Annotated in this window: 27 protein-coding genes; 12 read left to right on the top strand and 15 right to left on the bottom strand. The window is 63.2% G+C overall.

Annotation, left to right across the window (positions count from 1 at the left end; translation table 11 throughout):
• Positions 1-134: 134 nt before the first annotated feature.
• Positions 135-749 carry a TetR/AcrR family transcriptional regulator gene (locus PG883_RS17155; protein ID WP_029314803.1) on the bottom strand — a complete coding sequence of 205 codons (615 nt, stop codon included), beginning with the start codon at positions 747-749 and terminating at the stop codon, positions 135-137.
• 201 nt (positions 750-950) lie between these two features.
• Between PG883_RS17155 and hpt the strand changes: the two genes are divergently transcribed.
• The 3 genes from hpt to PG883_RS17140 all read left to right on the top strand — a co-directional run bounded on the left by hpt (position 951) and on the right by PG883_RS17140 (position 3,281).
• Positions 951-1,481, top strand: coding sequence for a hypoxanthine phosphoribosyltransferase (hpt, locus tag PG883_RS17150; protein WP_010675579.1), 531 nt, complete (start codon positions 951-953; stop codon positions 1,479-1,481).
• 112 nt (positions 1,482-1,593) lie between these two features.
• On the top strand, positions 1,594-2,511 hold the full coding sequence (locus PG883_RS17145; protein ID WP_109112834.1) for an ABC transporter ATP-binding protein: 918 nt from the start codon (positions 1,594-1,596) through the stop codon (positions 2,509-2,511).
• A complete protein-coding gene (locus tag PG883_RS17140; RefSeq protein ID WP_010675577.1) occupies positions 2,508-3,281 on the top strand; it encodes an ABC transporter permease in 774 nt (257 codons plus the stop codon). Before PG883_RS17145 ends, PG883_RS17140 begins: the two co-directional genes overlap by 4 nt.
• Before the next feature lie 60 nt (positions 3,282-3,341).
• Here PG883_RS17140 and PG883_RS17135 read toward each other — a convergent pair whose 3' ends face one another.
• The 9 genes from PG883_RS17135 to thpR all read right to left on the bottom strand — a co-directional run bounded on the left by PG883_RS17135 (position 3,342) and on the right by thpR (position 10,441).
• Complete coding sequence (locus PG883_RS17135; protein ID WP_270807422.1) at positions 3,342-3,689, bottom strand: putative quinol monooxygenase; 348 nt, start codon at positions 3,687-3,689, stop codon at positions 3,342-3,344.
• A gap of 20 nt (positions 3,690-3,709) precedes the next feature.
• On the bottom strand, positions 3,710-4,564 hold the full coding sequence (gene panC, locus PG883_RS17130) for a pantoate--beta-alanine ligase (RefSeq protein ID WP_010675575.1): 855 nt from the start codon (positions 4,562-4,564) through the stop codon (positions 3,710-3,712).
• Positions 4,565-4,660: 96 nt separating this feature from the next.
• Positions 4,661-5,455 (bottom strand): 3-methyl-2-oxobutanoate hydroxymethyltransferase, encoded by a 795-nt coding sequence (gene panB / locus PG883_RS17125; RefSeq protein WP_010675574.1) that lies wholly within the window; start codon positions 5,453-5,455, stop codon positions 4,661-4,663.
• A gap of 20 nt (positions 5,456-5,475) precedes the next feature.
• Complete coding sequence (gene folK, locus PG883_RS17120) at positions 5,476-5,973, bottom strand: 2-amino-4-hydroxy-6-hydroxymethyldihydropteridine diphosphokinase (protein ID WP_039040848.1); 498 nt, start codon at positions 5,971-5,973, stop codon at positions 5,476-5,478.
• A gap of 10 nt (positions 5,974-5,983) precedes the next feature.
• Positions 5,984-7,474 (bottom strand): polynucleotide adenylyltransferase PcnB, encoded by a 1,491-nt coding sequence (pcnB, locus tag PG883_RS17115; protein ID WP_029314802.1) that lies wholly within the window; start codon positions 7,472-7,474, stop codon positions 5,984-5,986.
• A 100-nt stretch (positions 7,475-7,574) separates the two neighbouring features.
• Positions 7,575-8,477, bottom strand: a complete 903-nt coding sequence (gene gluQRS / locus PG883_RS17110; RefSeq protein ID WP_203763013.1) for a tRNA glutamyl-Q(34) synthetase GluQRS — start codon at positions 8,475-8,477, stop codon at positions 7,575-7,577.
• 109 nt (positions 8,478-8,586) lie between these two features.
• Positions 8,587-9,036 (bottom strand): RNA polymerase-binding protein DksA, encoded by a 450-nt coding sequence (dksA, locus tag PG883_RS17105; RefSeq protein ID WP_029314801.1) that lies wholly within the window; start codon positions 9,034-9,036, stop codon positions 8,587-8,589.
• Between the two features lie 119 nt (positions 9,037-9,155).
• Entirely contained in the window at positions 9,156-9,899 is a 744-nt protein-coding gene (gene sfsA / locus PG883_RS17100; RefSeq protein WP_042864979.1) for a DNA/RNA nuclease SfsA, read from the bottom strand.
• Positions 9,896-10,441 carry an RNA 2',3'-cyclic phosphodiesterase gene (gene thpR / locus PG883_RS17095; protein ID WP_270807421.1) on the bottom strand — a complete coding sequence of 182 codons (546 nt, stop codon included), beginning with the start codon at positions 10,439-10,441 and terminating at the stop codon, positions 9,896-9,898. Before thpR ends, sfsA begins: the two co-directional genes overlap by 4 nt.
• A 184-nt stretch (positions 10,442-10,625) precedes the next feature.
• Here thpR and hrpB point away from each other — a divergent pair, with 184 nt between their 5' ends.
• From hrpB to gloA2, 3 genes are all read left to right on the top strand, one after another.
• A complete protein-coding gene (hrpB, locus tag PG883_RS17090; protein WP_270807423.1) occupies positions 10,626-13,079 on the top strand; it encodes an ATP-dependent helicase HrpB in 2,454 nt (817 codons plus the stop codon).
• 122 nt (positions 13,080-13,201) lie between these two features.
• The gene (mrcB, locus tag PG883_RS17085; protein ID WP_010675566.1) at positions 13,202-15,523 is read left to right on the top strand and encodes a penicillin-binding protein 1B; all 2,322 of its coding nucleotides are present in this window, start codon (positions 13,202-13,204) and stop codon (positions 15,521-15,523) included.
• 42 nt (positions 15,524-15,565) lie between these two features.
• Entirely contained in the window at positions 15,566-15,967 is a 402-nt protein-coding gene (gene gloA2, locus PG883_RS17080) for an SMU1112c/YaeR family gloxylase I-like metalloprotein (protein ID WP_270807420.1), read from the top strand.
• 89 nt (positions 15,968-16,056) lie between these two features.
• Here gloA2 and PG883_RS17075 read toward each other — a convergent pair whose 3' ends face one another.
• Positions 16,057-16,377 carry an SMR family transporter gene (locus tag PG883_RS17075; protein ID WP_042016297.1) on the bottom strand — a complete coding sequence of 107 codons (321 nt, stop codon included), beginning with the start codon at positions 16,375-16,377 and terminating at the stop codon, positions 16,057-16,059.
• Positions 16,365-16,757 carry a DMT family transporter gene (locus PG883_RS17070; RefSeq protein WP_042016295.1) on the bottom strand — a complete coding sequence of 131 codons (393 nt, stop codon included), beginning with the start codon at positions 16,755-16,757 and terminating at the stop codon, positions 16,365-16,367. Before PG883_RS17070 ends, PG883_RS17075 begins: the two co-directional genes overlap by 13 nt.
• A 157-nt stretch (positions 16,758-16,914) precedes the next feature.
• Here PG883_RS17070 and PG883_RS17065 point away from each other — a divergent pair, with 157 nt between their 5' ends.
• Positions 16,915-17,796 (top strand): LysR family transcriptional regulator, encoded by an 882-nt coding sequence (locus PG883_RS17065; protein WP_270807419.1) that lies wholly within the window; start codon positions 16,915-16,917, stop codon positions 17,794-17,796.
• Between the two features lie 42 nt (positions 17,797-17,838).
• On the opposite strand, the gene PG883_RS17060 is transcribed toward PG883_RS17065, so the two are convergent.
• Positions 17,839-18,354, bottom strand: coding sequence for a DUF2937 family protein (locus tag PG883_RS17060; RefSeq protein WP_010675561.1), 516 nt, complete (start codon positions 18,352-18,354; stop codon positions 17,839-17,841).
• Between the two features lie 202 nt (positions 18,355-18,556).
• On the opposite strand from PG883_RS17060, the gene PG883_RS17055 reads away from it, so the two are divergent.
• Both PG883_RS17055 and PG883_RS17050 read left to right on the top strand, forming a co-directional pair.
• The gene (locus PG883_RS17055; protein WP_069784197.1) at positions 18,557-19,240 is read left to right on the top strand and encodes a phosphatase PAP2 family protein; all 684 of its coding nucleotides are present in this window, start codon (positions 18,557-18,559) and stop codon (positions 19,238-19,240) included.
• A 259-nt stretch (positions 19,241-19,499) separates the two neighbouring features.
• Positions 19,500-20,402 (top strand): sulfite exporter TauE/SafE family protein, encoded by a 903-nt coding sequence (locus PG883_RS17050; RefSeq protein ID WP_210556704.1) that lies wholly within the window; start codon positions 19,500-19,502, stop codon positions 20,400-20,402.
• Here the strand turns inward: PG883_RS17050 and PG883_RS17045 are convergent.
• Both PG883_RS17045 and hemL read right to left on the bottom strand, forming a co-directional pair.
• A complete protein-coding gene (locus PG883_RS17045) occupies positions 20,317-21,138 on the bottom strand; it encodes a hypothetical protein (RefSeq protein WP_160837814.1) in 822 nt (273 codons plus the stop codon). The genes PG883_RS17050 and PG883_RS17045 overlap by 86 nt on opposite strands.
• Before the next feature lie 200 nt (positions 21,139-21,338).
• The gene (gene hemL, locus PG883_RS17040) at positions 21,339-22,625 is read right to left on the bottom strand and encodes a glutamate-1-semialdehyde 2,1-aminomutase (protein ID WP_010675557.1); all 1,287 of its coding nucleotides are present in this window, start codon (positions 22,623-22,625) and stop codon (positions 21,339-21,341) included.
• Positions 22,626-22,834: 209 nt separating this feature from the next.
• Between hemL and clcA the strand changes: the two genes are divergently transcribed.
• The 3 genes from clcA (at position 22,835) to erpA (ending at position 25,449) form a co-directional block, all read left to right on the top strand.
• Positions 22,835-24,229: a H(+)/Cl(-) exchange transporter ClcA gene (clcA, locus tag PG883_RS17035; RefSeq protein ID WP_210600820.1), complete on the top strand. Its 1,395-nt coding sequence runs from the start codon at positions 22,835-22,837 to the stop codon at positions 24,227-24,229.
• An 87-nt stretch (positions 24,230-24,316) separates the two neighbouring features.
• Positions 24,317-25,009, top strand: a complete 693-nt coding sequence (locus tag PG883_RS17030) for a DUF6776 family protein (RefSeq protein WP_043155743.1) — start codon at positions 24,317-24,319, stop codon at positions 25,007-25,009.
• A gap of 89 nt (positions 25,010-25,098) precedes the next feature.
• A complete protein-coding gene (erpA, locus tag PG883_RS17025) occupies positions 25,099-25,449 on the top strand; it encodes an iron-sulfur cluster insertion protein ErpA (protein WP_010675554.1) in 351 nt (116 codons plus the stop codon).
• Positions 25,450-25,946: the final 497 nt, after the last annotated feature.

Here is a 25,946-nt window from a genome sequence, read left to right as displayed (position 1 = left end):
CCACGGCTGGTGGTTTGGTGGTTTTTTGTCCATCGGGGTGTGGTAAAAACAACCACAGTGCGGGGGGGGCCCCCAAAAAACCCCGGGGGGCGGGGATCCCCCCCCCCCCGCCGCTTTGTCAACATCTGCACGAGTCAGCTGGCCTGGATGGGGGCCGTCACGTACTTGAACAGGAAATCAGTCACCTCTTCCCGGCTCGGACGCTGCGGCTGATTGATCATCTGCATCATCACATAGCCAAAACCGGTCAGGGAGCGGGCCAGATCCTGCGCCGACAGCACGCTCTGAATCTCGCCGTTGTCGATGGCCCGTTGCAGGTGGGGGGCAATGCGCTCCAGCGCCTTGTCCAGCAGCCGGGTGTAGCGAGGCCACACTTCTTCCCGCACCGAGGAGCTCCACTCCAGCCAGATGCTGGCGTGATCGGGCTTGTCATAGGCGGCGTCAACGAACAGCTTCACGTGGCGGTGAATGCTCTCCCTGGCGGAGCCCTGACCGTTGTAGGCCTGTTCGAGGATCTGCTGTACGAAGGCTTCGATTTCTGTCAGCACTTCGTCGACCAGATCTTCACGAGTATTGAAATAGTTAAAAACGGTCGCAACCGAGACCTTTGCCTGTTCGGCTATTTCGGCATGCCCCGCACGGCCGATGCCGCGACGGGAAAATACCTCGACGGCACACTCCATCAATTGATCACGGCGAGCCTCCGGCGAAAGCCGGGTTCGACGTCTTATTTCTGCGCGTGGTTCCATGGTTTTTTCATCTAATAGTTATTGATTATGGTGTTTATAGTATTGTCACCGATAATGCCCGAAGGCTTGCTAACTCTATCAATTAAAATAAGCCGATAAAAGCATCACGTATGCCTGACGCCCACTGGTTGGAGTGGTAGAATCCTCGGTTTTGACGTTAATGAACGGCCAATAACCCTTTGGTCATTATTGGAGTATGTGATGAAACACATTGTCGAGGTGATGATCCCCGAGGCCGAGGTTGCAGCCCGGATCGCAACGCTGGGTGAAGAGATTACCGCCCGTTACCAGGGCTCCGAGGAAGTGGTCATGATCGGCCTGCTGCGCGGCTCCTGCGTCTTCCTGGCGGATCTCTGCCGTCAGTGCCAGTTGCCCATCACCCTGGACTTTATGACTGCCTCCAGCTATGGCTCCGGCATGCACAGCACCCGTGACGTGCGCATCCTCAAGGATCTGGATGACGACATCAAAGGCAAGGACGTGGTGATCGTCGAGGACATCATCGACACCGGCTACACCCTCAACAAGGTGCGCGAGATCCTCTCTCTGCGCGAGCCGAAATCCCTGGCCATCTGCACCCTGCTGGACAAACCGTCCCGCCGCGAGGTTCAGGTGCCGGTGGACTGGCTTGGCTTCTCCATCCCGGACGAGTTCGTGGTGGGCTGTGGCATTGACTACGCCCAGAAGTACCGTAACCTGCCTTTCATCGGCAAGGTGGTACCGCAAGAGTAAGCTGGGTCCGAAGTAGCAAGGCAGGCTGGCCGGCCCGCCATCGACTGTCTTCAGGCGGCGTCACAGCCGCCTTTTCTGTCTCGAGATGGGCTCATCCATCACAGGGGTTGCAATGAACGCATTGGAAATCAGCGGTCTGAAGAAGACCTATCAGGGGGGCGTCGAAGCCCTCAAGGGCATCGATCTCACCGTCAAACAGGGGGATTTCTTCGCCCTGCTCGGTCCCAACGGGGCGGGCAAATCCACCACCATCGGCGTGATCAGCTCACTGGTCAACAAGAGTGCCGGCCAGGTGAAGGTATTCGGTCATGACATCGATACCGATCTGGAGCTGGCCAAGTCCCAGCTCGGCCTGGTGCCCCAGGAGTTCAACTTCAGCCAGTTCGAGAAGGTGAGCCAGATAGTGACTCACCAGGCCGGTTTCTATGGAGTGCCGCGGGCCGAGGCCAAGGTGCGCGCCGAGAAGTACCTGCGCCAGCTCGATCTGTGGGACAAGCGCGACATGGCGGCTCGCACTCTCTCCGGTGGCATGAAGCGCCGATTGATGATCGCCCGCGCCCTGATGCATGAGCCCAAGCTGCTGATCCTGGATGAGCCGACCGCCGGGGTGGACATCGAGATCCGCCGTTCCATGTGGAGTTTCCTCAAGGATCTCAACGAGCAGGGGGTGACCATCATCCTGACCACCCACTACCTGGAAGAGGCCGAGATGCTGTGCCGCAACATCGGCATCATCGACAAGGGCCGTCTCATCGAGAACACCAGCATGAAGAGCCTGCTCGGCAAGCTGGGTCGCGAGACCTTCCTGCTGGATCTGGTGCCGGGCTCCATCGTACCGGCCCTGCCCGAGTTCAACGGCCGGATGCAGGATGAGAACACCCTGGAAGTGGAACTGGAGAAGAGCCAGTCCCTCAACAGCCTGTTCGAGCAGCTCTCCGCCCAGGGGGTGAAGGTGCTCAGCATGCGCAACAAGGCGAACCGGCTGGAAGAGCTGTTCGTCAATCTGGTAGAGGAGGGTCGCAAAGCATGAACCCCATGACCTATTACATCGCCTTCAAGAGCATTCTGGCCAAGGAAGTGAGCCGTTTCACCCGGATCTGGATCCAGACCCTGGTGCCGCCCGCCATCACCATGAGCCTCTACTTCGTCATCTTCGGCAACCTCATCGGCTCGCGCATCGGTGACATGGGTGGCTTCAGCTACATGGAGTTCATCGTGCCCGGCCTCATCATGATGTCGGTCATCACCAATTCCTACTCCAACGTCGCCTCCTCCTTCTACAGCGCCAAGTTCCAGCGCAACGTGGAGGAGCTGCTGGTGGCGCCGGTGCCCAACTACATCATCATCGCGGGGTATGTGGGCGGTGGCGTGGCGCGCGGCCTCTGTGTCGGCCTCATCGTCACCCTGGTGTCGCTGTTCTTCGTGCCGCTGCAGATCCATCACCTGTTCAGCGTCTGCGTGACCGTGCTGCTCACCTCCATCCTCTTCTCCCTGGGGGGGCTCATCAACGCGGTGTTCGCGAAGTCGTTCGATGACATCAGCATCATCCCGACCTTCATCCTGACTCCCCTGACCTATCTGGGGGGCGTCTTCTACTCCATCACCCTGCTACCGCCGTTCTGGCAGGGGGTCTCCCAGGTGAACCCCATCATCTACATGGTGAACGCGTTCCGCTACGGCTTCCTCGGGATCTCCGACGTGCCCCTCGGCACCGCCTATCTCATCATCATCGGCTTCATCCTGGTGCTCTACGGGATGGCCTGGTGGCTCATCTCCCGCGGCACCGGTCTGCGCCACTGAGGCGCACACCCGCCAGCAAAAAGGCGCCCTCGGGCGCCTTTTTATTTGCACATGTCGGTCTCAGAGGGCCGGGGCATCGTAGTCTGAGGGCTCGTCGCTGTAGACGCAGACGTTCCACTTGGCCGCGAGGCCATCATCCGCGAGGCAGTAGCGCTCGAAGAAGGCCTTGATACCGGCGCGCTGGCAGTGGGCCTCGAAGCTCGCCATGTCGCGCCAGATCTCGTTGAAGACGATGGGGAAGCTCTCCCCCTCAGCAAAGGGGCTATGGATATGGCGGGTGACGATGTACTGCAGGCAGCCATCTTCACGCAGGGTGTCGGGTTCGAGCCCTTGCAGGACGTGGAACAGGGCCTGCTCCTGGCCCGGCTTGGGCTGGAACTGGGCGATGCAGTAAACCTTCTTGGACATCGTGGTCTCCTTGCCGTGTCTCAACCCCGCAGGGCGACGACTCGGTTGTCGATGAGGCGGGCCTTGCCCAGATAGGCGGCCATCAGGATCACCAGGCGCTGGCTCTCGGCGCTGGCGGATTCCAGGGTGTCGGCATCGACGATGTCGATGGCATCCGTCCTGAATCCCGCGTTGTCGAGGCGTTGGCTGGCCTGGGCAACCAGGGAGGGGAGGTGACTGTTCCCCGCTTCAATCTGCTCGGCAATCCAGTTCATGGTGCGCGCGAGCTCGGGGGCAATGGCCCGTTCGGCAGCGGTCAGATAGCCGTTGCGCGAAGAGAGGGCAAGCCCGTCTTCGGCCCGCACGGTCGGCACGCCCACGATCTCGATGGGCATGGCCATGTCGGCCACCATCTTACGAATGAGCGCGAGCTGCTGGTAATCCTTCTCGCCAAAGCAGGCCACGTTCGGCTGTACCAGATTGAACAGCTTGGTGACCACGGTGCTGACCCCGCGAAAATGCCCCGGGCGCAGCGCCCCTTCCAGCAGGCTGGAGATGCCGGGCACTTCGACGAAGGTCTGGCTGGCGAGCCCCTGGGGATACATGATCTCCGGCGTCGGGGTGAAGACCAGGTCGACACCGGCGGCCTCCAGGGCGGCGCAATCCTGCTCCAGGGTGCGGGGGTAGTTGGCGAGATCCTCGGCCTTGTCGAACTGCAAGGGGTTCACAAAGATGCTGACCACCACCTTGTCGCCATGGCGGCGGGCCTCCTCGACCAGGGTGAGATGACCCTGATGCAGATTGCCCATGGTGGGCACGAATGCGATGGCGCGGCCTTCGCGATGCCATTGACCGATCTGCTCGCGCAGCGCGGCGGGATTGTTCACAACCAACATCGTCAGTTCACCTTCAGATGAATCAATAAAAGAGGGGGTCGTCAGGGGGGAGGGCGAGACGGGGGCACAGACCCCCGCGCTCATGACGACAGAAAGTCAGTTGAAGCAGTGCTCGGGGCCGGGGAAGGTCCCCTCGCTCACCTGCTTCACATAGAGACGAATGGCGGCACGCATGTCACCGGTCTCGGCCAGGAAGTTCTTGGTGAACTTGGGCACATAACCCGAGGTGATGCCAAAGGCATCGTGCATCACCAGGATCTGGCCGTCGGTGGCAGGGCCGGCACCGATGCCGATCACCGGGATGCGCAGCGCCTTGGTGATGCGCTCTGCCAGAGAGACGGGCACGCACTCGAGCACCAGCAACTGGATGCCGGCCGCCTGCAGCTCCAGCGCCTGGCGGTAGATCTCCTGGGCGTGGAACTCGTCGCGCCCCTGCACCTTGAAGCCGCCAAACACGTGGACGGATTGCGGGGTCAGGCCGAGATGGCCGCACACCGGCACCCCGTTGCGGGTCAGGTGGCGGATGGAGTCGCACAGCCAGTCCCCCCCTTCCATCTTCACCATGCGGGCACCGGCCGCCATCAGGCGCGCCGCGTTCTGGTAGGTCTGCTCCGGGGTGGCGTAGCTCATGAACGGCATGTCGGTCACCACCAGGGCATTGGTGGTGCCGCGCACCACGCAGCGGGTGTGATAGACCATCTCGTCCATGCTGACCGCCAGGGTGTCGTCTCCGCCCTGCAGTACCATGCCGAGGGAGTCGCCGATGAGCAGCACCTGGGCGCCCTCGTCGTCGAACAGCTTGGCGAAGGTGGCGTCATAGGCTGTGATGGCGGTGATTTTCTGTCCGTCCTGCTTCATCTTCTGCAGGTGGGTAGTGGTGATCTTGCTCATTACGTTGTTCCTACTCTTCTCTACTCGCCTGCTGCACCGGCCAGGATCGCGAGTCCATTGCGCGGGCAGCGGGCAACCAGTTCGGTGAGCGGGGTGCCGCAGGGCAGCACCAGGGAGGGGGCTATCTCGGCAAGGGGCAGCAGGACGAACTCCCGCTCCTTCATGCCATAGTGAGGCACCGTCAGGCGCTCATGCCGGATGACCTCGTCGCCGTACAGCAGCAGATCGAGATCCAGGGTCCGGGGGCCCCAGCGCTCATCCTTGCGCACTCGCCCCTGTGCCTGCTCGATGCGCTGCAGCTCGTCCAGCAGCGCCAGAGGGCTGAGGCGGGTGGCAAGGCGCGCCACGGCATTGACGTAGTCCGGCTGATCCGCAGGGCCCATGGGGCGGCTGCCGTAAAGGTGGGAGGTCTGCAGCAGCTCTGACTCGGGCAGGGTCGCCAGCGCGGCGATGGCGCGACGAGCCTGGCCGAGGGGGTCGGCCAGGTTGGAGCCGATGGCGACGAAGACCTCGATCATCGGCGGATCCTTACTCTGCCGACTTCGGCTTGCGGCGACGGGGGCGACGGCGGTTGCGGCCATTGCCGCTGCGCTTCTCGCCATCACCGCTGCGGGAGTCGGCGCGCTCGCCGCTCGCCGGGCGGCGGGTCGCCTCCCGTTGCAGTTGCGGGCGCACATCCGGGTTGGAGGCCACATAGCGCTCCCACCAGCTCGCCAGCTCGCCGAGGCCGCGCTCGACCCGGTTGCGCAGCAACAGGAAGTCGAAGGCCGCACGGAATTTCGGATGCTCCATGGCGCGCTCGGGGTGTTTGCCCTGGCGGCGGGTCAGGCGCTGCTGCAGGGCCCAGATGTCGCGCACGTCCGTGGTGAAGCGGCGTGGCACGGCGATGATCCGCACCTGGTTGTCCAGCACCTCGTTGATGGCCAGCATGAAGGCGTCGTACCAGGGCAGACCGCTCTCGTTTTCCAGCACCCGGCCGCGGGCCTCGACGGCGCCCCACAGCAGGGTGGCGTAGAGGAAGGCGGGGGTGACGCGCTTCTCTTCACGGACCCGGGTATCGGTGTCCATCAGCGCCTGCTCGATGAACTGCTCGTAGGGCGAGTTGCCGTGGGGCGTGAACAGGGCGGCTACCTGGGGGAACAGCGGCTGGAACAGCCCGTATTCCCGCAGCAGCTTGTAGGTGGCCAGACCGTCCCCCGCCAGGAACAGCTTGAGGGTCTCCTCGAACAGGCGGGCGGCCGGGATGTCCTGCAGCAGCGGGGCGAGCTCCCGGATGGGGGCGGCGGTGCGCGGGCTGATGGTCATGTCGAGCTTGGCGGCGAAGCGCACGGCGCGCAGCATGCGCACCGGATCTTCCCGGTAGCGGGTCTCGGGGTCGCCGATGAGCTCCAGTCTGCGCGCGGCCAGGTCTTCCAGCCCACCCTCGAAATCGTGCAGGGTGAAATCCTTGGCGCTGTAGTAGAGGGCGTTGACGGTAAAGTCGCGACGCTCGGCATCCTCTTCGATGGTGCCGTAGACGTTGTCCCGCAGCAGCATGCCTTCATCGGACTGGGCCGACACATGCTTGCTGGTATTGACCTGATGGTGGTGGCCCCGGAAGGTGGCCACTTCGATCACGTCACGACCAAAGACGATGTGGGCCAGGCGGAAACGGCGGCCGATGAGGCGGCAGTTGCTGAACAGCGCCTTGATCTGTTCCGGCGTCGCGTCGGTGGCGATGTCGAAATCCTTGGGGGTCTTCCCGAGCAGCAGGTCACGGACGCCGCCGCCGACCAGGTAGGCCTCGTAGCCCCCCTTGTTCAGGCGATAGAGCACCTTGAGGGCATTCTCGCTGATCTCTTTGCGCGAAATCGGGTGCTGGTCACGGCTCAAGGTTCGGCGCTGTCCGGCGACACGGGCCGGAATGGGGGACTCCACCGACTGCTCGCCGTCTTCCTTGCCGAGCACTTTGCGGCAAAAGTTTGCGATCTGGGAAAAAATGGTACACCTCGTTATGACTTCAAATTGACGGGAGGCCAAAAAAATAGCGGCCTATCATAGCTCAGCCCCAACCAAATGAGAAACGGTGTGGCCTGCTTCCCCTTGATTGGTCCTTTTGGGGCAAGAAATACAGCCGGGGCTAGCTTTGCCCTTGCGGGATCTTCTGCTGGCGGGGTACCCGGGCCAGCTGCCAGTGGGCGATGCCCCAGCCGATGATCTCGTCGATCCGGCTCGCCATCAGCTCGGGCGGCGGGCACTGACCGAGAAAATGCAGTGCCTGCCACAGGGCCGGTCGTACCTCGTCCTGCGACAGCGCCGGCGCATGGTTCTGCTTGGAGAGCTTGTTGCCATCCGCTTGCACCGCCAGCGGCAGATGCACCCAGGCGGGCACCTCTGCTCCCAGGGTCTGGTAGAGGGCAATCTGGCGCACAGTGGGTTCCAGCAGATCGGCGCCGCGGACGATCTCGGTGATGCCGCTGTCCATGTCATCCACCACCACCGCCAGGTTGTAGGCGTAGAGCCCGTCCCGGCGGCGCACGATGAAGTCCTCCTCCGCCAGCGCCGCGGGGACGGTGATCTCTCCTTGAAGCGCATCCTCGAACCGATAGACCGGGTGGTGCTGGCGCAAACGGGCGGCACACCCCTCGGCGGTCAGCCCCAGGGTGCGGCAATGACCGTTGTAGAACCCCCCTGCGGCCATGATTTCGCGTCGGGTACAGCGGCACCAGTAGAGATCCCCGGCCCGATAGAGCTGATCGATGATCTCGTCATAGCGGCCATGGCGCGCGCTCTGGAACATCACCTTCCCATCCCAGCCAAGACCGTGTGCCTCCAGGGTGGTGAGGATAAGGTCAGCCGCTCCCGGCATCTCCCGCGGGGGGTCGATGTCTTCGATGCGCACCAGCCAGCGTCCCTGCTGCGCCCTGGCCTGCAAGAAGCTGCCAAGGGCGGCGACCAGGGAGCCGAAGTGGAGCGGACCGGACGGTGAGGGGGCGAAGCGGCCCACATAGGGGCGTCGGGAGGGGGGGGATGTCATGACCATGGCAATTCGGGTAGGCGATGCATTGAGGCTGCATTCTGGGACGGCCCGACCAAAAGCTCAATAAAAAAGGGAGCCTGGGCTCCCTTTTCGTTCCTGTGGATGGGCGGCATCAGCCAGCCATCTGTTTTTCCTTGATCTCGGCCAGCGTCTTGCAGTCCACGCAGAGGTCTGCGGTCGGACGGGCTTCCAGACGGCGGATGCCGATCTCGATGCCGCAATGCTCGCAGTAACCGAAGTCATCTTCTTCGAGCAGCAGCAAGGTTTTCTCGATCTTCTTGATCAGCTTGCGTTCACGGTCGCGGGTGCGCAGTTCGAGAGCAAACTCTTCTTCTTGCGCGGCGCGATCCACGGGATCCGGGAAGTTGGCAGCCTCATCCTTCATGTGGTCGACGGTGCGGTCAACTTCCTGCATCAGTTGGTTGCGCCAGGCTCCCAGGATCTTGCGAAAATGTACCTTCTGTTGGTCATTCATGTACTCCTCACCGGCTTTCATCTGGTAAGGCTCTACACCCGCAATGGCCAGGGGGCCCAGAGATTTCCTGTTTTCGCCTGTTGGCATGCCCTGTCTCCTAATTCAGCACGCTACCCGTGCCATCCATAAATTGAGGGCGACATCTATAGCAGAAGGGTCAACGGGAGGCAAACAAGCCTTATCAATAATGTTACCCACTTCTGCATTTATTCTCTGCCCTCGGGTAGCATATGGTCAGATTCAAATGGGATAAAATCCTGAGCCACCATGCCCTGCACCCCAACATGGGGGCGATAGCATAAAATTTCAACCCCTGCCGCCATCGCCTGTTCAACAAGCTGACTATAGTGCGGATCGATATGGGCTGCAGGGCGCATTCTCGCGATGCCGGAGTGCAATACCATGAACAGCAGCACGGCCCGGTGCCCTGCCGCCTTCATGGCCATCAATTCACGCAAGTGCTTGGCGCCGCGGGTGGTGACCGCATCGGGGAAGTACCCCATGCCGGGTTGCTCCCGCTCGTCGAGCAGGGTGACGGATTTCACCTCGATGTAACAATCCGGCCTGTGGTCATCTTCCAGCAGCAGGTCGATGCGGCTGTTCTCTTCCCCGTATTTCACTTCGGTGCGCAGCCTGGCATAGCCTGCCAGGGGGGCGAGAGCGCCCTGTTCGATGAGCTCCCGGGCGATCTGGTTGGCACGGGCCGTGTTGACGCAGATGAAGTGACCCGCCGGGCTCTCGGCGATTTCCCAACTGTTTGGCAGCTTGCGCTTGGGGTTGTCGGATGTGGAGTACCAGACCCGGGTGCCCGGCAGGGCGCAGCCGGTCATGGCACCGGTATTGGCGCAGTGGATGGTGATCACCTCGCCGTTGTTGAGCGCGACATCCGTCAGAAAGCGCTTGTAGCGGGAGATCAGCTGCCCGGACTGCAGGGGGGGATCGAAGATCATGGGGTGAGCTCCTCGCGGTGCGGTTCTTTGACGCGGGCCCGCAGGGGCCAGCAGGCGAGCGGTTCGTAGTGGACACCGTCCGGCGTGCTGACGGATTGATAGAGGCAGAAGCGATCGGCCCTGAGCAGAAAATCCGGCGCAGGCAGCTCGCCGGGGGCCTCGCCCGCCTTGCGCGACAGGGTGACGTGGGGGCGATAGCCCTGCTCGCCGTTGCCCAGCCCGAGTTTTTCACCTTGGCGGCGCAGTGCCCTCGCGAGCACGGTCAGCTCGTTCGGCCACTCACCGGGGCCCACCCAGGCGGCTTTGGCGCGCTGAAACCAGCCGGTCTGATCCAGATGGACGCTGAAAGGGGGGCAGTGCTGTCGCTCGGCGGCCGCGATCAGGCGAGCCTGGGTCGTTTCGTCGGCCTCCCCGAGAAAGGCCAGGGTCAGGTGCAGGTTGCTCTCGGGCACCGGCTGGCCGGGCCAGGGGCGCTGGTCTCGCCAGGTCGCAAGCTCGGGGGCAAGCTCTGGCAGGGGCAGGGCAAAGAAGAGTTTGGGCATGCGGCGTGTCGGTCCTCGTGATGGGCATCGGATAAGGGCCATTCTATGGCAGCCGCTCCCGGGATGTCTTGCCGTGTTGCACCTGACGCTTCCTGCCCCTGCCCGGCAGGGGCGCTTACGATGGCCGGGAGGCTGTGGCAGAATGGACCCCTTTTCAGAAGTGTCACAGAAGGTGCCCATCGCTTTGTCTTCCCTCCCCATCGTCCCGGTGTTGCCCGAACTCTTTGCAGCCCTCGACAACCACGCCAGCGTGATCCTGCAGGCGCCCCCCGGCGCTGGCAAATCGACCCTGCTGCCCCTGGAGCTGGTGCGCCAGCACCGGCTGCCCGGGCGCATCATCATGCTGGAGCCCAGGCGCCTCGCGGCGCGCAACATCGCGAGCTTCCTCGCGCGTCAGCTGGGGGAGAAGGTGGGCGAGCGCATCGGCCTGCGAGTGCGCGGGGAGAGCCGCACCAGCAGCCAGACCCGGCTCGAGATCGTGACCGAGGGGGTGCTGACCCGGATGCTGCAGCAGGATCCTGAGCTCACCGGCGTGTCGCTCGTCATCTTTGACGAGTTCCACGAGCGCAGCCTGCACGCCGATACCGCGCTGGCCTTCGCCATCGAAAGCCAGCAGGGGTTGCGCGATGATCTCAAGCTGCTGGTGATGTCCGCCACCCTGGATGGCATGGCCCTGGAGCGCCTGCTGCCAGGTGCCCCCGTGGTGCGCTCCGAGGGGCGCGGCTTTCCCATCGAGTACCACTATCGCCCCGCCAATCGCCAGCAGTGGCTGGAGCCCCAGGTTGGCGCCGTGGTGCTGGAGGCGCTCGCCAGTCAGGCTGGCAGTGCCCTGGTGTTCCTGCCGGGACAGGGGGAGATAGAGCGGCTGGCACAGTGGCTGGAAGGGCGGTTGCCAGGGGATGTGACCCTGGCTCCCCTCTATGGCCGTCTTGACCTCGCGGCCCAGCAAGCGGCCATCGAGCCTGCGCCTGCGGGTCGTCGCAAGCTGGTGCTCACCACCAACGTGGCGGAGACCTCCCTCACCATCGAGGGGATCTCCGTGGTCATCGACAGCGGGCTGGAGCGGCGGGCCACCTTCGATATCAAGAGCGGCGTCACCCGGCTGGAGACCCGGCCCATCGCCAAAGCCTCCGCCACCCAGCGGGCGGGGCGGGCAGGGCGGCTTGGCCCCGGCGTCTGCTACCGGCTCTGGAGCAGCGAGGTGCAGGAGCGCCTCGCCGAGCAGAGTCCCCCCGACATCCTGACGCAAGAGCTCACCGGCCTGCTGATGGACGCCGCCCAGTGGGGGGCCCGGGTGGAGGCGCTGCCCCTGCTGGACATGCCGCCCCCTGCCGCCGTGGCCAGCGCCCGGCGGTTGCTGGTGGCCCTGGGCGCCATGGCCCCGGAGGGTGAGCAACAACTTACCCCGGCAGGCCGTGCCATGGCGGCCTTCGGCACCCATCCCCGCCTCGCCCGCATGTTGCTGCGGTCCCGGGAGCTGGAATCCGAGGGTCTGACAGGGATTGTCGCCGATGCGGCTTTCCTGGTGGCGCTGCTGGAAGAAGATCTGCGAGGATCGGAGCGCTTGTCCGTGTTGTTCCACCGCCGTCAGGGCGCCCTGCGCCAGGGGGCGGCCCGCTGGTTCGAGCGGCTCGGTGTACGGGCAAGCAGCCCGCAGGGTCAATGGCTGGGGTTGCTGTGCGCCCTCGCCTGGCCCGATCGCATCGGCAAGCTGCGCAGTGGCAGCCGCTATCAGCTCAGTGGCGGGGTGAGCTGCGATCTGGTAGAAGGGCATCCCTGCCAGGGGCAGGGGGCCATCGTGGCCGTCGAAATGGGTCAGAACGAGCGCGGCAGCCGCATTTTCATCGCCGAGCCGGTGGCGCTGGATGAACTGGTGCGCCAGCTGCCCGAGCTGGTCGGCGAGCGCCAGTGGTTCGACTGGGACGATCGGGAGGAACGGGTGCGGGCGGAGCGCCAGCAGGTGCTCGGCGAGCTGGTGCTCGGCCAGCGGCCGCTGACGGATCTCTCCGATGAACAGAAGGGGCGCTGCCTGCTGCAGGGCATCCGGCGCAAGGGGCTGCACGTGCTGCCCTGGGACGAGAGCAGCGAGGGGCTGCTGGCCCGCTTGCGCTGCGCCCGCGACTGGCTGCCCGACGAAGCCTGGCCCGCCATGGATGAGGAGAGCCTGCTGGCCGACCTCGAGCAGTGGCTGCTGCCGGCGGTGAGCGGCATGACCCGGCTGGAGCAGTTGAAGCGGCTCGACATGAGCGACATCCTGCGCCAGTCTCTGCCCTGGCCCCTGCCAAGGCGGCTGGACGAGGCGCTGCCGAGCCACTTCACCGCACCGACCGGCAGCCGGGTGCGGATCCGCTACCAGCCGGGTCAGGCGCCAGCGATCCCGGTGCGCATCCAGGAGATGTTCGGGCTGGGCGCCACCCCATGCGTGGCCGATGGCCGGGTGCCCCTGGTGGTGGAGCTGCTCTCCCCGGCCCAGCGCCCCTTGCAGATCACCGCGGATCTCGCCGCCTTCTGGGCGGGATCCTATGAGCAGGTGAAAAAAGAGATGAAGGGGCGCTACCCCCGTCACTACTGGCCGGACAACCCGCTGGAGGCGATGCCGACCCGGGTGACCAAGAAGAAGATGGGATTGCAGGAGTAGCCGACGGGGCAGTGATCGGTCGGCACGACCAGAACAAGATGGCGGTGGCACAGCCCCCTCCACAACAGGCATCGCAGGCCGCTCGCATCAGCGGGATGGCGAGGAGAACGACAAGAGGATTTATGGCAACCCAACGACGCAAGCGCACGCCCAAGAAGGCGGCGCCCAAACGCACCATCTGGCGCACCCTGTTCTGGCTGGGCTTCAAGCTCTCTCTGGTGGTGGCGGCCTTCATGGTGGTGTTTGGCATCTATCTCGACACCAAGGTGCGCGAGCGCTTCGACGGGGAGAAGTGGCAGTTGCCTGTGATGGTCTACAGCCGCCCGTTGGAGCTCTATCCCAGCCAGCGGCTCTCCCAGACCCAGATGCTGCGCGAGCTCAACATGCTGAGCTACAAGCAGGTGCGTCAGCCTCATACCCCGGGTGAGTACGCGGTGAGCGGCAACCGCATCGAGCTGGTGCGCCGGCCGTTCGAGTTCCACGACGGTGCCGACGGCGCCCGTGGCCTGCGCCTCACCTTCAACGGGGCGCGCCTCGAGGGGATCCAGTCCCTGGAGAACCAGCGCCAGCTCGGCTATGCCCAGATGGACCCGGTGCTGCTCGATCGCCTCAACACCGAGGATCGGGAAGACCGCCTGCTGGTGCGCCTCTCCGAGGTGCCGGACAGCCTGCTGGTGACGTTGCTCACCACGGAAGACAGGGACTTCTACCAGCACGGCGGTGTCTCGCCGGTGGCCATCATGCGCGCCATGGCAGCCAACCTGCTGGCGGGGCGCACCGTGCAGGGGGGCAGTACGCTCACCCAGCAGCTCGCCAAGAACTTCTTCCTGACCCGTGAGCGCAGCCTGTGGCGCAAACTGCAGGAAGCCTACATGGCGGTGCTCATCGACTACCGCTACAGCAAGGACGAGATCCTGGAGGCCTACCTCAACGAGGTCTATCTGGGGCAGAACTTCTCCCAGGGGGTCTACGGTTTCGGGCTCGCCTCTTACTTCTACTTCGGCATTCCGGTCAACGAGCTGGACATCGATCAGGTGGCCCTGCTGGTGGGCATGGTGAAGGGCCCCTCCTATTACGATCCCTGGCGATTCCCGGACCGGGCCAAGGCGCGCCGGGATCTGGTGCTGAAACTGCTGGCGGATCACGGCAGCCTGACCCAAGCCGAGTATGACCTGGCCAGCAAGCAGCCCCTTGGCATCATCGCCCGCGGCCAGATGAGCTATGGCCGTACCCCGGCCTTCATGGGGCTGCTCAAGCGGGAGATCCAGAACCGCTTCGGCCCGGATCTGCTCAAGCAGTCCGGCCTCAAGATCTTCACCAGTCTGGATCCCATCGCCCAGCACGCCGCCGAGCAGGCGGTGGAGTCGGGTCTGGCCACCATCGAGAAGCAGCGTGGCAAGAAGAAGCTGGAGGCGGCCATGGTGGTCTCCGACTGGCACAAGGGCGAGGTGGTCGCCATGGTGGGGGGACGAGATCCCCGCTACGCCGGCTTCAACCGGGCACTGGATGCCCGCCGTCAGATTGGCTCCCTGGTCAAACCGGCGGTCTACCTGACCGGCCTCTCCAACGGCCTGACCCTGGGCACGCCGCTTAAAGATCAGCCGATTCGGATTCGCGGCCAGGATGGCCAGATCTGGACGCCGCAGAACTACGACCGCAAGTTCCGCCAGAGCGTGCCCCTGATGGAGGCGCTTGCCAGCTCCCTCAACGTGCCGACCGTCAACCTCGGGATGCAGATAGGCCTGGACAAGGTGGTGGACACCCTGCACAAGCTGGGGGTGCAGCAGGAGATCCAGCCCTATCCGTCCCTGGTGCTGGGGGCGGTGGCCCTCTCGCCCATGGAGGTGAACCAGATGTACCTGCCCATTGCCAACCAGGGGTTGACCCAGCCCCTGTCGGCCATCCGGGCCGTGGTGAATGGCGAGGGGCGCCAGCTCTACCAGCATGACGAAGCGGCCAAGCGAGTGACGGATCCCCAGGCAAGCTGGCTGACCCTGTTCGCCATGACCAAGACGGTGAGCCAGGGGACGGCCCGTGCGCTCGGTGCCAAGTTCCCCGGGGCCACCATGGCCGCCAAGACCGGTACCACCAACGAGCTGCGTGACTCCTGGTTTGCCGGGATGGACAACAACGAGCTGGTGAGTGTCTGGGTCGGCCGTGACGACAACACCCCGGCCGGGCTGACCGGTGCCAGTGGCGCCCTGCAGCTGTTCAGCGGCTACATGAGCCAGCGCGGGGTCAACAGCCTGGGGCTGAAGATGCCCGAAGGAGTGAGCTGGGCCAACTTCTCCCGCTCGAGCGGTGCCCGGGTGGCCAGCGATTGTCCCGGCAGTCTCCAGGTGCCGGCCAAGCTGGCCGGTCTGGCCGAGCCCATGAGCTGTGCCAGCCCGGTCTCGGACCCGGCGAATGCCCTGGACAACTGGTTCAACGGTTTCTTCAACTGACGAAGACGGGCAGCGCAGGCTGCCCGTTTTGCAAGGATTGCCATGACCCATCCTCTGTTTGAGGCCATCCATCACGTGGCCATCATCGCCAGAGACTATCCGCGCTCGCGCCACTTCTATCACCAGGTGCTGGGGTTGCCCATCATTGCCGAGACCCTGCGGGCCGAGCGTCAGTCGTGGAAGCTGGATCTGGCGCTGCCGGACGGCAGCCAGCTGGAGCTGTTCAGCTTCCCGGCGCCGCCACCGCGCCCCTCCCGGCCGGAGGCGTGCGGGTTGCGCCACCTGGCGTTTCGGGTAGCGGATCTCGACCGGGTCATCGCCCACCTGGAGCAGCACGGGGTGGAAGTGGAGCCGGTGCGGGTGGACGAGCTGACTGGCAAGCGCTTTACCTTCTTCGCCGACCCCGACGGCCTGCCGCTGGAGCTGTACGAGGCAGCGCGTTAGGCTGCCTGTTGCAATCTGGGTGATCGGTTTGACCATGAAAAGGCCGCCCTGGGAACAGAGCGGCTTTTTTCATGGGGTTGGAGAGGGGATCATGCTGTGGTCAGCAGGGCGACCGCCACCGCCATCACCATCATGCCGAGCCAGCCGACGGGTCTGAGGCGCTCGCCGAACAGCAGCAGGCCCCCGAGGGCGGTGCCCAGGATGCCGATGGCGCCCCAGGTGGCATAGGCCACGGCCAGATCGATCTTGCCGGTACTGACCGCCTCGCTGAGCAGCGTGAAGGCACAGAGCACCAGCAGAATGCCGAGGACGCCCCACCCCTTGTCGCGAAAACCGATGGAGCGGTTGATCGCCATGTTGGCGCCGATATCCAGCAGGGCGGCGCCCAGTACGATGATCAACGGGTGCATGGGGCTTCCCTCCTCTGGCGGGTGGGGGCTGGTACATCATGGGTCTCGCCCAGGGTCACCATGACAATCCCCACTATGGCCAGCGCCAGTCCGATCCACTCCTGGATGCTCAGCTCGTAGCCGAGGAACAGGACGGAGACGGCGGTGATGAGGGCGATCCCCAGCCCTTCCCACAGCGCAAACGCGATACCAATGGAGATTGTCCTGGCGGCCTTGGCGAGCAGCAGGTAGGAGAGGGTGATGAGGAGCCACATCGGCAGATAGTGGATCCAGCCGCTCTCGCTCTTTGGGATCAGGGCCATGGAGGAGGTGCCGGCGACCTCGGTCAGGATGGCGCCCGTCAGGAAGAGGCGGGCCAAAAGCAGGGGACGGGATGACATGCAGTTTCCTTCTGTTGCTGCGACGAAGAGAGGATAACGGCACCCGAAACGGGCAAGGTTATCGCTGAGCGTCGAGAAAGCTGTCGCTGCTTGTTTGCCTTGGGGGCGGGGCAGGGGATAAGGTGGTGATGGAATAATCTGCCGCCAGTTTGAAGTCATGAAGCTAAATCAGATACAACTCTTTGTAGAAACAGCAGACAGTGGTTCGATAGCCAATGCCGCCAGACGACTTGGCAAGAGTCGCAGCGCCGTGAGCTCGGCGATTGCAACCCTGGAAGTGGAGCTTGGCGTCGAACTTTTCGAACGAGGGGCGAATCAGAGCCGGCTGACCGAAATCGGCGAGCAAGTGCTGGACGACTGTCGGCGGCTGTTGCAGGCCGCGAACAGCCTGAAGCTCAAGTGCGAGCACCATGCCTCCGGTGCCGAGGTGGCGCTGCGGGTAGCCCGGGACGACGCCATTCCCGAGGTGGTATGGCGCGAGATGCTGGGGGCCTTGCGTCGCCAGTTTCCGGGCACCAGCATCTCCCTGGTGCTTGCCTCACCGCCGGAGCTGCCGGCCTTGGTGGAAGAGGGGTTCGTGGATGCCGCCTTCGGCCTCATCACCGAGGAACAGGAGCGCAGCGGTCTTTGCATCGACATGCTCAACCCGATCCGCACCCTGATGGTGGTGGCGCCAAGCCACCCGCTGGCTGGGCTGAAGCGGGTGTTGCAGCAGGATCTGACCGATCACACCCAGGTCACTCTCTCCTATGTGGACGCGTTTTCGGTCAAGAGCCTGCTGCCCATCGGGGGGCAGCATATCGGGTTGTCGAGTTTCGAACTGATGCGGGATGCGGTGCTGGATGGTCTGGGCTGGGCGGTGCTGCCTTCACCCCTTATCCAGAGCCAGCTGCGCCAGGGGGAGCTGCTGACCCTGAAGCACAAGTTCAGTCTGCAGTGGCGCGATTACGGAGTCTATCTGTCGGAGAACGCCCATCACGGCAAGGTGCTGGCCTGGCTGAAGAAGGCCATAGAAGCCTATCTCGAACCCTTCGAGTAGCCGCCAACCGGGGCGGGCACCCCGGTTGGCAGTGAGAGGGGATCAGCGCAGGCCGTGACGGGGGACGCGCTGGCGGGAGCGAAATGGCAGCAGCAGGAGGCCGAGCAGCAGATCCCCCGCCAGGGAGGCCAGCAGACCCGCCGCCACGCCGCAGAAAATGGCGGCCTGTTTGAGGGGGACCACATAGCCGTAGTTGTGCAGGGTATCCTGCCAGAGGGCGGGATCGGCGCGCAGCAACAGGTGGGAGAGCTGCTGGTACCAGGGGCTCTCCCGCACGGCGATCTCCCCCTGAAGGTGCTGCTGCTGGTTCACCAGTTGCTGGAGGCTGGTGGCATCCTGGGTGAAGACGGGATCCTGGCTGGCACCGTAATGGGCGACCAGCGCCTGCAGATCGCCATTGAAGTGCTGGTCCGCCGTGCGCTGGAAGGGGGCCAGCGCCAGACCTGCCTGCTGCAGCCGGGCATCCAGCCGCTGGAAGTAGAGATCGACCAGCCCGGGGATCTGTACACCTGCCAGCAAACCGAGGGCAAACAACATCATGCGAAGGTAGCTGCGCATCATCATCATCCTGAACGAAGGGAGCGCCCATACTAGCCGCAACCGGTGGGAGAGCCAAGGAGGGGGCGCGCTTGCCCACCCGGTCGGCGGCGCCAAAAGAAGAGCCGATGGAATACCTTTGTTACACGAATTCTTACACTTTTGTGATGCAAGTCATCTTGCGGCTGGCCTAGAATGAGCGTTTTTCGAAGGACACGTCGGCATGAGCAAGTTCATTCCTTTCTATCTGGCCGGGGGCCTCATCGCCTTCAGTTGGGGCGCCCTGCCTGAGCACGGCCCCTGGGATGGGTGGGATCTCGCCCTCTTCCAGCTGGTCAATGGCTGGATTGGCCACTCCCCCCGTTGGGCCGATCTGGTGGCCATCACCAACAACCGCCTGTTCGATCTGGCCGCGCTGGCCTGCATGGGCGGGATCCTTGCCGGTTGCTTCTTCCGTGCCGACGGGCAGGAGCGCCGTCGTCTGGTGGCCATGGGGGTCGTGATGCTGCTGGGGGCTCTGGTGATCAATCAGCTCGGGCATCTGTTGCCGGTCAGCCGTCCCAGCCCCACCTTGATGGTGGACGGGGCTCTGCGCCTGACCGAGATCAGTGCGATTCCCACCAAGGACTCCGCCGGTGACAGCTTCCCCGGTGATCACGCCCTCTTCCTGATGATCTTCGCCGGTTTTGCCCTGCGCTATCTGCCGCGCTGGGCCGGGGTAGTTGCGGTGGTGATGGTGCCCCTGTTTTCGGCGCCCCGCATCCTGGCTGGTGCGCACTGGATGACGGACGTCTATGTGGGCGCTCTTTGCCTCTCCCTGATCTGCCTGCCGCTGCTGTTGCTCACTCCCGTGTCGGATCGCCTGATCGACCGCCTGGCTCCCCGGCTGCCACGCTGGATTGCCTGACGGAGAATGAAAAAAGAAGGCGGGTCACCCCGCCTTCTTTCGTTTACGCCTCACCGGTGCTGTGGTCGTCGCGAAATGACCAGGACTACGCCCGATGAGCCCGGGCTGTCGCCCTCCCAACCAGTATGGATAGCCCCATTCGGGTTCTGCCAGCCAAAATAGTCGGGGCCAAACGTTTGCACCCGTCGTCTCATGATCCTGGCCAGGATTTTTTCCCTCCGCTGCCTTAGAATCGCCGCCCGTTGTTGGAGGTCTCCCCATGCTTGTCACTTTTCTGCGTCTCTTGTTTATCGGTTGTGCCCTGGTCTTTCTCTTTATGCTGGTCCGTGCCTGGTGGCACAAACGGCGTCATGGCCAGCTCGAAGCCACCCCTTTCTGGCCGGTGGCGGCCATCGGTTTTGTGGCCAATTTTCTCGATACCCTGGGGGTGGGGAGCTTTGCGGTGAAGACCGCCTGCTACAAGCAGTTCAGGCTGATCGATGATCGGGTGCTGCCCGGTACCCTCAACGGCCAGTGCGTGCTGCCGACCGTGACCCAGGCTCTCATCTTCATCGGCGTGGTCAACGTGGATCCCATGACCCTCATCAGCATGATGGCGGCGGCAGCAGCCGGTGCGGCCTGGGGCGCCCGTTACGTGGCTTCCTTTGATCGCCAGACCATCCGGCTGGTGATGGCGGTCTCCCTGCTGGTGGTCGCCGGTCTCATCTTTGCCGGTCTGCTTGGGCTCTTCCCCCTCGGTGGCGAGGCCATGGGGCTGAGCGGTTACAAGCTGGGGATCGCCCTTGCCGGCAACTTCCTGTTCGGAGCCCTGATGAACGTCGGTATCGGCCTGTTCGCCCCCTGCATGACCCTGGTCTATCTGCTCGGCATGAACCCGCTGGTGGCCTTCCCCATCATGATGGGATCCACCGCCGTGCTCAGCGTCTTCTCGGCGGGGACCTTCATTCGCATGGGGGCTTTCGATGCGCGGGCCGTGCTGGCGGTGGCCATCTTCGGCCCCATCGGCGTGGTGCTGGCGGCCATGCTGGTCAAATCCATGGAGATGGAGATGCTCAAATGGCTGGTGGCCTTCATCGTCATCTATACCTCCTGGACCATGTACGCCTCCTGGCGGGCGGCTCGTCGCCCCACCGCGCAGCTGGCTGCGGATATCGCTGGTTAGCCTGCACCAGTGCGGCTTCCGCCCTGGCACCGAGAAACACATAGAGCCCCAGCGCCAGCAGCAACCCCACGGCGCAGCCCATCACCCCCACCGCAGGCCAGAGCAGTTCGCTCTGGCCGAGGGATCCCTTGAACAGCAGCAGCAACCCCTCGATGGAGACCGCGATCAGGATGGCGGCGATAAAGCGGGTAATGGTGCGCCGGATGGCGCTGTGGCGGAAGATGTCCTTATGCAGTAGCACCTCCTCTTCGAGGATGGTCTTGCCGAGATCGAACACCGCCAGGGCGAGCGTGAGGAAGATGATGGCGCTGAAGGCCCCCAGCCGGTTCTGCTGGGTGCCGCACAGGAGCAGATAGAGCTGTTCCAGCCCGTGCCAGATGAGGGTGCCGACGATGAGAAACAGGGCCAGACTCAGGACGACGTAGACGGCCCTGAACCAGGGAATGGCGCGCCGCCGCTCCCTGTCCCCCATCAGCCAGGCGATCAGCTGGTGCAGGTTGATCTCCAGCTCCCGGCCATGGCCCTGCACCAGCAGGCGCAGCTGCCCCTGGGCCGCCGGAACGGGCGCCAGTATGGCTGGCCTGATCTGGGGGGCCAGGCTCTTTACCTCCTCGACGAAGGCATAGGTCTTGAGAGACGCCTCGGGGAGGGTGAGCAGCCCCAACAGCAGGGGGGCCAGCTCGGTTTCGTACTCCTGATAGCGCCGCAGCACATCGATGGGGCTCATCTCTGCCATATACACCTCGGTCCAATGGGCTCCTGAAGCAGGGACCTGCAAATTGTGGGCCTGATTTATGACAGCCCGTGTACGGCGCGGCGCACCAGCAGGTGGCAAGGTTCCGGTGAGGGACTTAAAGATGCACCACTACGGTGCCTTGTCGGTGCGAGCAAACAAAAAAGGGCCCCATCGGGGCCCTCTGCACATCTTGCGGCTTGTCAGCCAGCCAGCTTGGCGAAGCTGCGCTCGGCGGCCGCCAGGGTGTGTTCAATCTCCTTGTCCCCGTGGGCAAGCGACAGGAAGCCCGCCTCGTAGGCGCTCGGTGCCAGATAGACACCCTCTTCCAGCATCAGATGGTAGAAGCGCTTGAAGCGTTCCATGTCGCAGCGGGTCACCTGCTCGTAGCGGGTGATCTCGGGCTCGTCGGTGAAGAAGAAGCCGAACATGCCGCCCACGTAGTTGATGGCAAGCGGGATGCCGTGCCTGGCGGCGGCGGCTTTGAGCCCTTCGGCGACACGGGCGGTCTTGGCGCTCAGCTGCTCATAGAGGCCCGGCTCCAGCAGCAGATCCAGCATGGTGAGGCCGGCGGCCATGGCCACCGGGTTGCCGGAGAGGGTACCAGCCTGATAGACGGGGCCGGTCGGGGCGATGTGCTGCATCACCTTCTTCTTGCCGCCGAAGGCGCCCACCGGCATGCCGGCACCGATGATCTTGCCGAGGGTGGTGAGATCCGGGTCGATGTTGTAGTGGCCCTGGGCACCACGCAGGGAGACGCGAAAACCCGTCATAACCTCGTCCAGGATCAGCAGGGCGCCGAACTCGTCACAAATGGCGCGCAGCCCTTCCAGGAAGCCGGGCACCGGCGGGATGCAGTTCATGTTGCCGGCTACCGGCTCGACGATGATACAGGCGATCTCGCTGCCGTACTGGGTGAAGGCTTCGCGCACCGAGTCCAGATCGTTAAAGACACAGGTGAGGGTGTGCTTGGCAAAGTCGGCCGGTACACCCGGGCTGTTGGGCTGGCCCAGGGTCAGGGCGCCGGAGCCTGCCTTCACCAGCAGGGAGTCGGCGTGGCCGTGGTAGCAACCCTCGAACTTGACGATCTTGTCGCGGCCGGTGTAGCCGCGGGCCAGCCGGATGGCGCTCATGGTCGCCTCGGTGCCGGAGTTGACCATCCGCACCTGCTCCATGGAGGGGACGATCTGGCGCACTTTTTCGGCCATCAGCACTTCGATCTCGGTCGGCGCACCGTAGCTCAGTCCCTTCTCCACCGCCTTGATGACGGCGGCCTTGATGGCCGGGTGGTTGTGGCCCAGCAGCATGGGGCCCCAGGAACCGATGTAATCCACATAGGCCTGGCCGTCCACGTCATAGAGGTAGGCACCATCGGCGTGATCGATGAAGCGGGGTGTGCCGCCGACCCCGTTGAAGGCGCGGACTGGTGAGTTGACGCCACCGGGAATGGTCTGGCGGGCCTGTTCAAACAGCTGATCTGATTTTGACATGGATCATCCTTAATGGGATTTTGGTCGTTACCCGGGCACAGGCTGCCGATTGCGGCTCGGCAGGGGATGGCGGGAGGAGTATGCTTTGCGCTCTCGCCCCGGACTCTCGCCCGTGAAACATGAAACGGGCCGACTATAGCAGAAAGGCCCAGAGCTGGGCAGCCGAGGCCGAGGTGTGTCTGGTCCTCGTTAGATGAGCGTGATTATCCATGGAGCAACAAGCCATTCCTTCCGCCGACGCGGCCTCGCTGCGTCGTCCTCCAGTCTTGCAGCGCCTGATACGGCGGGACAAGATGCCGCTGCTGGTGCTCCTGTTGGCGGCCCTGGTCGGCCTGCTGGCAGGCCTGGTGTGCGGATTGTTCGAGTCTTGCGTTCACTGGCTGGCCCAGCAGCGTGTCGACTTGCTGGCCGATCGCCCCTGGTGGCAGCTTGGCCTGCTCGGCTTTGGTTTCAGCGCCCTGCTGGGGTTGGTTGGCTATTTCCTCACTCATGCCTTTGCCCCCGAGGCAGGGGGGTCCGGTATCCCGGAAATTGAAGGGGCCATGGACGACCTGCGCCCGGTACGCTGGTGGCGGGTGTTGCCGGTGAAGTTTTTTGGCGGGGTCTGTACCCTGAGTTCCGGCATGGTGCTGGGGCGGGAGGGGCCCTCGGTGCAGATAGGGGGCAACCTCGGCAAGATGGTGGCGGATATCTTCCGGTTGCCCAAGGAGCATGGCCACGCCCTGCTGGCTGCCGGTGCGGCGGGTGGTCTCGCTGCGGCCTTCAATGCCCCGCTGGCAGGGATACTGTTTGTCATGGAAGAGATGCGACCGCAATTTCGCTACTCCTTCCTCGCCATCAAGGCGGTCGGGATTTCGGCCGTCATGGCGACCCTGATGCTGCAGAACATGGAAGGGCAATCCCCCGTCATCATGCTGCCTCACTACGACGCTCCGGCCTTGAAGGCGCTCTGGTTGTTTCTCTTCATGGGGGGCTGCTTTGGTGTGCTGGGGTTCGTCTTCAACAAGCTGGTGCTCGCCTGTCAGGATGGTTACCTGGCATTGCATCAGAACAAGCGCCACCGCTTCGTCATCATCGGCATGGTGGTGGCTGGAACCTTTGGCATGCTGTCGCTGTTCGCCCCTTCGGTCACTGGAGGGGGAATCGAGCTCATCCCGCATCTGACGGGGGGAGACTATGCGATGGCGACGCTCTTCATCATCTTCTCGGTGCGACTGGTGGGTACCCTCATCTGCTTTTGCTCGGGGGCCCCTGGTGGTGTCTTTGCGCCGACCCTGGCGCTGGGCACCCTGTTCGGGGTGATCTTTGGTCACCTGTTCCACTCTGCATTTCCCGATCTCGGCATCGAACCTGGCGCCTTTGCCATCGCCGGCATGGGGGCGCTTTTCGCCGCCACCGTACGTGCCCCCATTACCGGCATCGTGCTGGTGACAGAGATGACAGACAACTATCAGCTAATCCTGCCCATGATGATCACCACCATAGGGGCAACCCTGGTGGCGCAATGGTTGGGGGGGCGCCCTATCTATTCCCAGATCCTGGAGCGAACTTTACGGCTTGCTGCGCGTCAAAACCGGGGTGAAAGCAGCATCGCGACCGGTTAACTCTTTGTTTATCCGTATCAATCCGGCATGGTCGCGTATAGTGAAAAGAAACCAGCTGTGTTGATGTCGGCATATAGAAGAGGCCTTATGTCCCAAATCGTGAAGTTATTGGTGGTGCTGGCCGTGGGGGCATGTATCGGCTATGTCGTCGGGAACAGACAGGAGCTGGCTCAGAGCAGCCTGATGACGGTGCAGCAAGAGACGTTGGAGCGTCAGAGCAAGGCCATTGCACAACTGAAGACGGATCTCGGCGTCAGGGAGACCTTGCTGGCGACCCAGAAGGCCGCCTTCGAGCAACTTCAGCAGACGCTCAAGGATCAGGAAGCCCAGGTACAGGAGCAGAAACGTCAGCTCGCCTTCTTCGAGCGCATCATGCGTCCCACCGGCGAACAGGTGGGGGTATCCATCGACAATCTGACATTGCAGGAGACGAGTGTGCCGGGTCGCTACCACTATCGTCTGGCGCTCACACAACCCGCCAAGAAGCGGGAGCTGTTTCGGGGGCAGGTGCAGATCCGGCTCGAAGGCAGTCTGGCTGACAAGCCCAGGATCCTCAGTGGCCGGGATCTTGGCATGAAGGTGGGGGAGGGACGCTACGCGTTGCGATATTTCCAGCTCTTGGAGGGCAATTGGCAGCTTCCCTCAGGCTTCATCCCGGACAGGGTGAGAATCCTCATCCCGAAGGAGGGTCGGCAACCGGCCCAGGAGCTGGTTGCTGAGTGGAACGAGGTGCTCAAGCCTCTGGTCGCTCAACCAACCCCCTTGCCGGCAGCACAGTAAGAGAGTGGTGAATACTTGAACTAAATGGTCGGGTATTGGATAATTTCGCGGTTTCCATGTTTGTGGATGTAACGGTTGTGAGGTCAGCAATGAGTGCAGTAGCAGAAGCCCCCTTGCCCATCCAGATGACGGATGCGGCAGCCAACAAGGTAAAGACCTTGATCACCGAAGAAGAGAATCCCGAACTCAAGTTGCGGGTCTACATCACTGGGGGGGGCTGCTCCGGTTTCCAGTACGGTTTCACGTTTGACGAGAAAATCAATGATGGCGATACCGTGGTCGAGAAGAGCGGCGTCACCATGGTGATCGATCCCATGAGCCTGCAATACCTGGTCGGCGGCAGCGTGGATTACACCGAAGGCCTGGAAGGTTCCCGTTTCACCGTGACCAACCCCAACGCCACGACGACCTGCGGTTGCGGTTCCAGTTTCTCCATCTGATCTACAAGCAGCGTGATATGAAGGGCCCCGAGGGGCCCTTTTCATTTTTGTATGCCTGGCGTGGCTGGCATGTAGACCTTGATGTGGCGAAAACGGGTACCGATTGGTAGCGATAGAGAAGGTGTGCAGGCTCATTTAGATGAATCGTTGACGGCTTTTTAGTCTGATTGGTTGTTGATTAAACACCTGAACGTCTTTTTCAAATAAACACGTAGTTTTCGCTTGTCAGCGAGAATCATATCCCTATAATGCGCCTCCATCAGCACGGCGCAGTGCGCGTCTGGTCCACCTTGCAAAACAAGCTGGTGAGGGTTATAGTTTCAGGCCCTGCTCTTTAACAATTTGAATCAAGCAATCTGTGTGGGCACTCACAGCATCGAGCATCAAAAAACAATTTTTGATTTTCAATGTCTGATGAAGTGACCAAAGCAACGAAAGTTGCAGCAGTTAATTCAGCAATTCATTGAGCCGCTTTTCGAAGCAACCAAACTTAAATT

Source organism: Aeromonas sp. QDB25, assembly GCF_027707725.1.
In the GTDB taxonomy this organism is placed as follows: domain Bacteria; phylum Pseudomonadota; class Gammaproteobacteria; order Enterobacterales; family Aeromonadaceae; genus Aeromonas; species Aeromonas caviae.
The sequence above is the reverse complement of the archived record's forward strand: the minus strand, read 5'-3'. Positions and strand labels throughout refer to the sequence as shown.

What these genes read in the sequence shown, in the direction of transcription:
- PG883_RS17030 (WP_043155743.1), top strand. Translation starts at nt 24,317, where the DNA reads ATGTCCCAAATCGTGAAGTTATTGGTGGTGCTGGCCGTGGGGGCATGT.
- PG883_RS17070 (WP_042016295.1), bottom strand. Translation starts at nt 16,757, where the DNA reads ATGTCATCCCGTCCCCTGCTTTTGGCCCGCCTCTTCCTGACGGGCGCC.
- gloA2 (WP_270807420.1), top strand. Translation starts at nt 15,566, where the DNA reads ATGACCCATCCTCTGTTTGAGGCCATCCATCACGTGGCCATCATCGCC.
- folK (WP_039040848.1), bottom strand. Translation starts at nt 5,973, where the DNA reads ATGATCGAGGTCTTCGTCGCCATCGGCTCCAACCTGGCCGACCCCCTC.
- clcA (WP_210600820.1), top strand. Translation starts at nt 22,835, where the DNA reads ATGGAGCAACAAGCCATTCCTTCCGCCGACGCGGCCTCGCTGCGTCGT.
- erpA (WP_010675554.1), top strand. Translation starts at nt 25,099, where the DNA reads ATGAGTGCAGTAGCAGAAGCCCCCTTGCCCATCCAGATGACGGATGCG.
- PG883_RS17135 (WP_270807422.1), bottom strand. Translation starts at nt 3,689, where the DNA reads ATGTCCAAGAAGGTTTACTGCATCGCCCAGTTCCAGCCCAAGCCGGGC.
- panC (WP_010675575.1), bottom strand. Translation starts at nt 4,564, where the DNA reads ATGTTGGTTGTGAACAATCCCGCCGCGCTGCGCGAGCAGATCGGTCAA.
- panB (WP_010675574.1), bottom strand. Translation starts at nt 5,455, where the DNA reads ATGAGCAAGATCACCACTACCCACCTGCAGAAGATGAAGCAGGACGGA.
- PG883_RS17055 (WP_069784197.1), top strand. Translation starts at nt 18,557, where the DNA reads ATGAGCAAGTTCATTCCTTTCTATCTGGCCGGGGGCCTCATCGCCTTC.
- hemL (WP_010675557.1), bottom strand. Translation starts at nt 22,625, where the DNA reads ATGTCAAAATCAGATCAGCTGTTTGAACAGGCCCGCCAGACCATTCCC.
- gluQRS (WP_203763013.1), bottom strand. Translation starts at nt 8,477, where the DNA reads ATGGTCATGACATCCCCCCCCTCCCGACGCCCCTATGTGGGCCGCTTC.
- PG883_RS17045 (WP_160837814.1), bottom strand. Translation starts at nt 21,138, where the DNA reads ATGGCAGAGATGAGCCCCATCGATGTGCTGCGGCGCTATCAGGAGTAC.
- dksA (WP_029314801.1), bottom strand. Translation starts at nt 9,036, where the DNA reads ATGCCAACAGGCGAAAACAGGAAATCTCTGGGCCCCCTGGCCATTGCG.
- PG883_RS17050 (WP_210556704.1), top strand. Translation starts at nt 19,500, where the DNA reads ATGCTTGTCACTTTTCTGCGTCTCTTGTTTATCGGTTGTGCCCTGGTC.
- mrcB (WP_010675566.1), top strand. Translation starts at nt 13,202, where the DNA reads ATGGCAACCCAACGACGCAAGCGCACGCCCAAGAAGGCGGCGCCCAAA.
- PG883_RS17075 (WP_042016297.1), bottom strand. Translation starts at nt 16,377, where the DNA reads ATGCACCCGTTGATCATCGTACTGGGCGCCGCCCTGCTGGATATCGGC.
- thpR (WP_270807421.1), bottom strand. Translation starts at nt 10,441, where the DNA reads ATGCCCAAACTCTTCTTTGCCCTGCCCCTGCCAGAGCTTGCCCCCGAG.
- PG883_RS17155 (WP_029314803.1), bottom strand. Translation starts at nt 749, where the DNA reads ATGGAACCACGCGCAGAAATAAGACGTCGAACCCGGCTTTCGCCGGAG.
- PG883_RS17145 (WP_109112834.1), top strand. Translation starts at nt 1,594, where the DNA reads ATGAACGCATTGGAAATCAGCGGTCTGAAGAAGACCTATCAGGGGGGC.
- PG883_RS17065 (WP_270807419.1), top strand. Translation starts at nt 16,915, where the DNA reads ATGAAGCTAAATCAGATACAACTCTTTGTAGAAACAGCAGACAGTGGT.
- sfsA (WP_042864979.1), bottom strand. Translation starts at nt 9,899, where the DNA reads ATGATCTTCGATCCCCCCCTGCAGTCCGGGCAGCTGATCTCCCGCTAC.
- PG883_RS17140 (WP_010675577.1), top strand. Translation starts at nt 2,508, where the DNA reads ATGAACCCCATGACCTATTACATCGCCTTCAAGAGCATTCTGGCCAAG.
- hpt (WP_010675579.1), top strand. Translation starts at nt 951, where the DNA reads ATGAAACACATTGTCGAGGTGATGATCCCCGAGGCCGAGGTTGCAGCC.
- PG883_RS17060 (WP_010675561.1), bottom strand. Translation starts at nt 18,354, where the DNA reads ATGCGCAGCTACCTTCGCATGATGTTGTTTGCCCTCGGTTTGCTGGCA.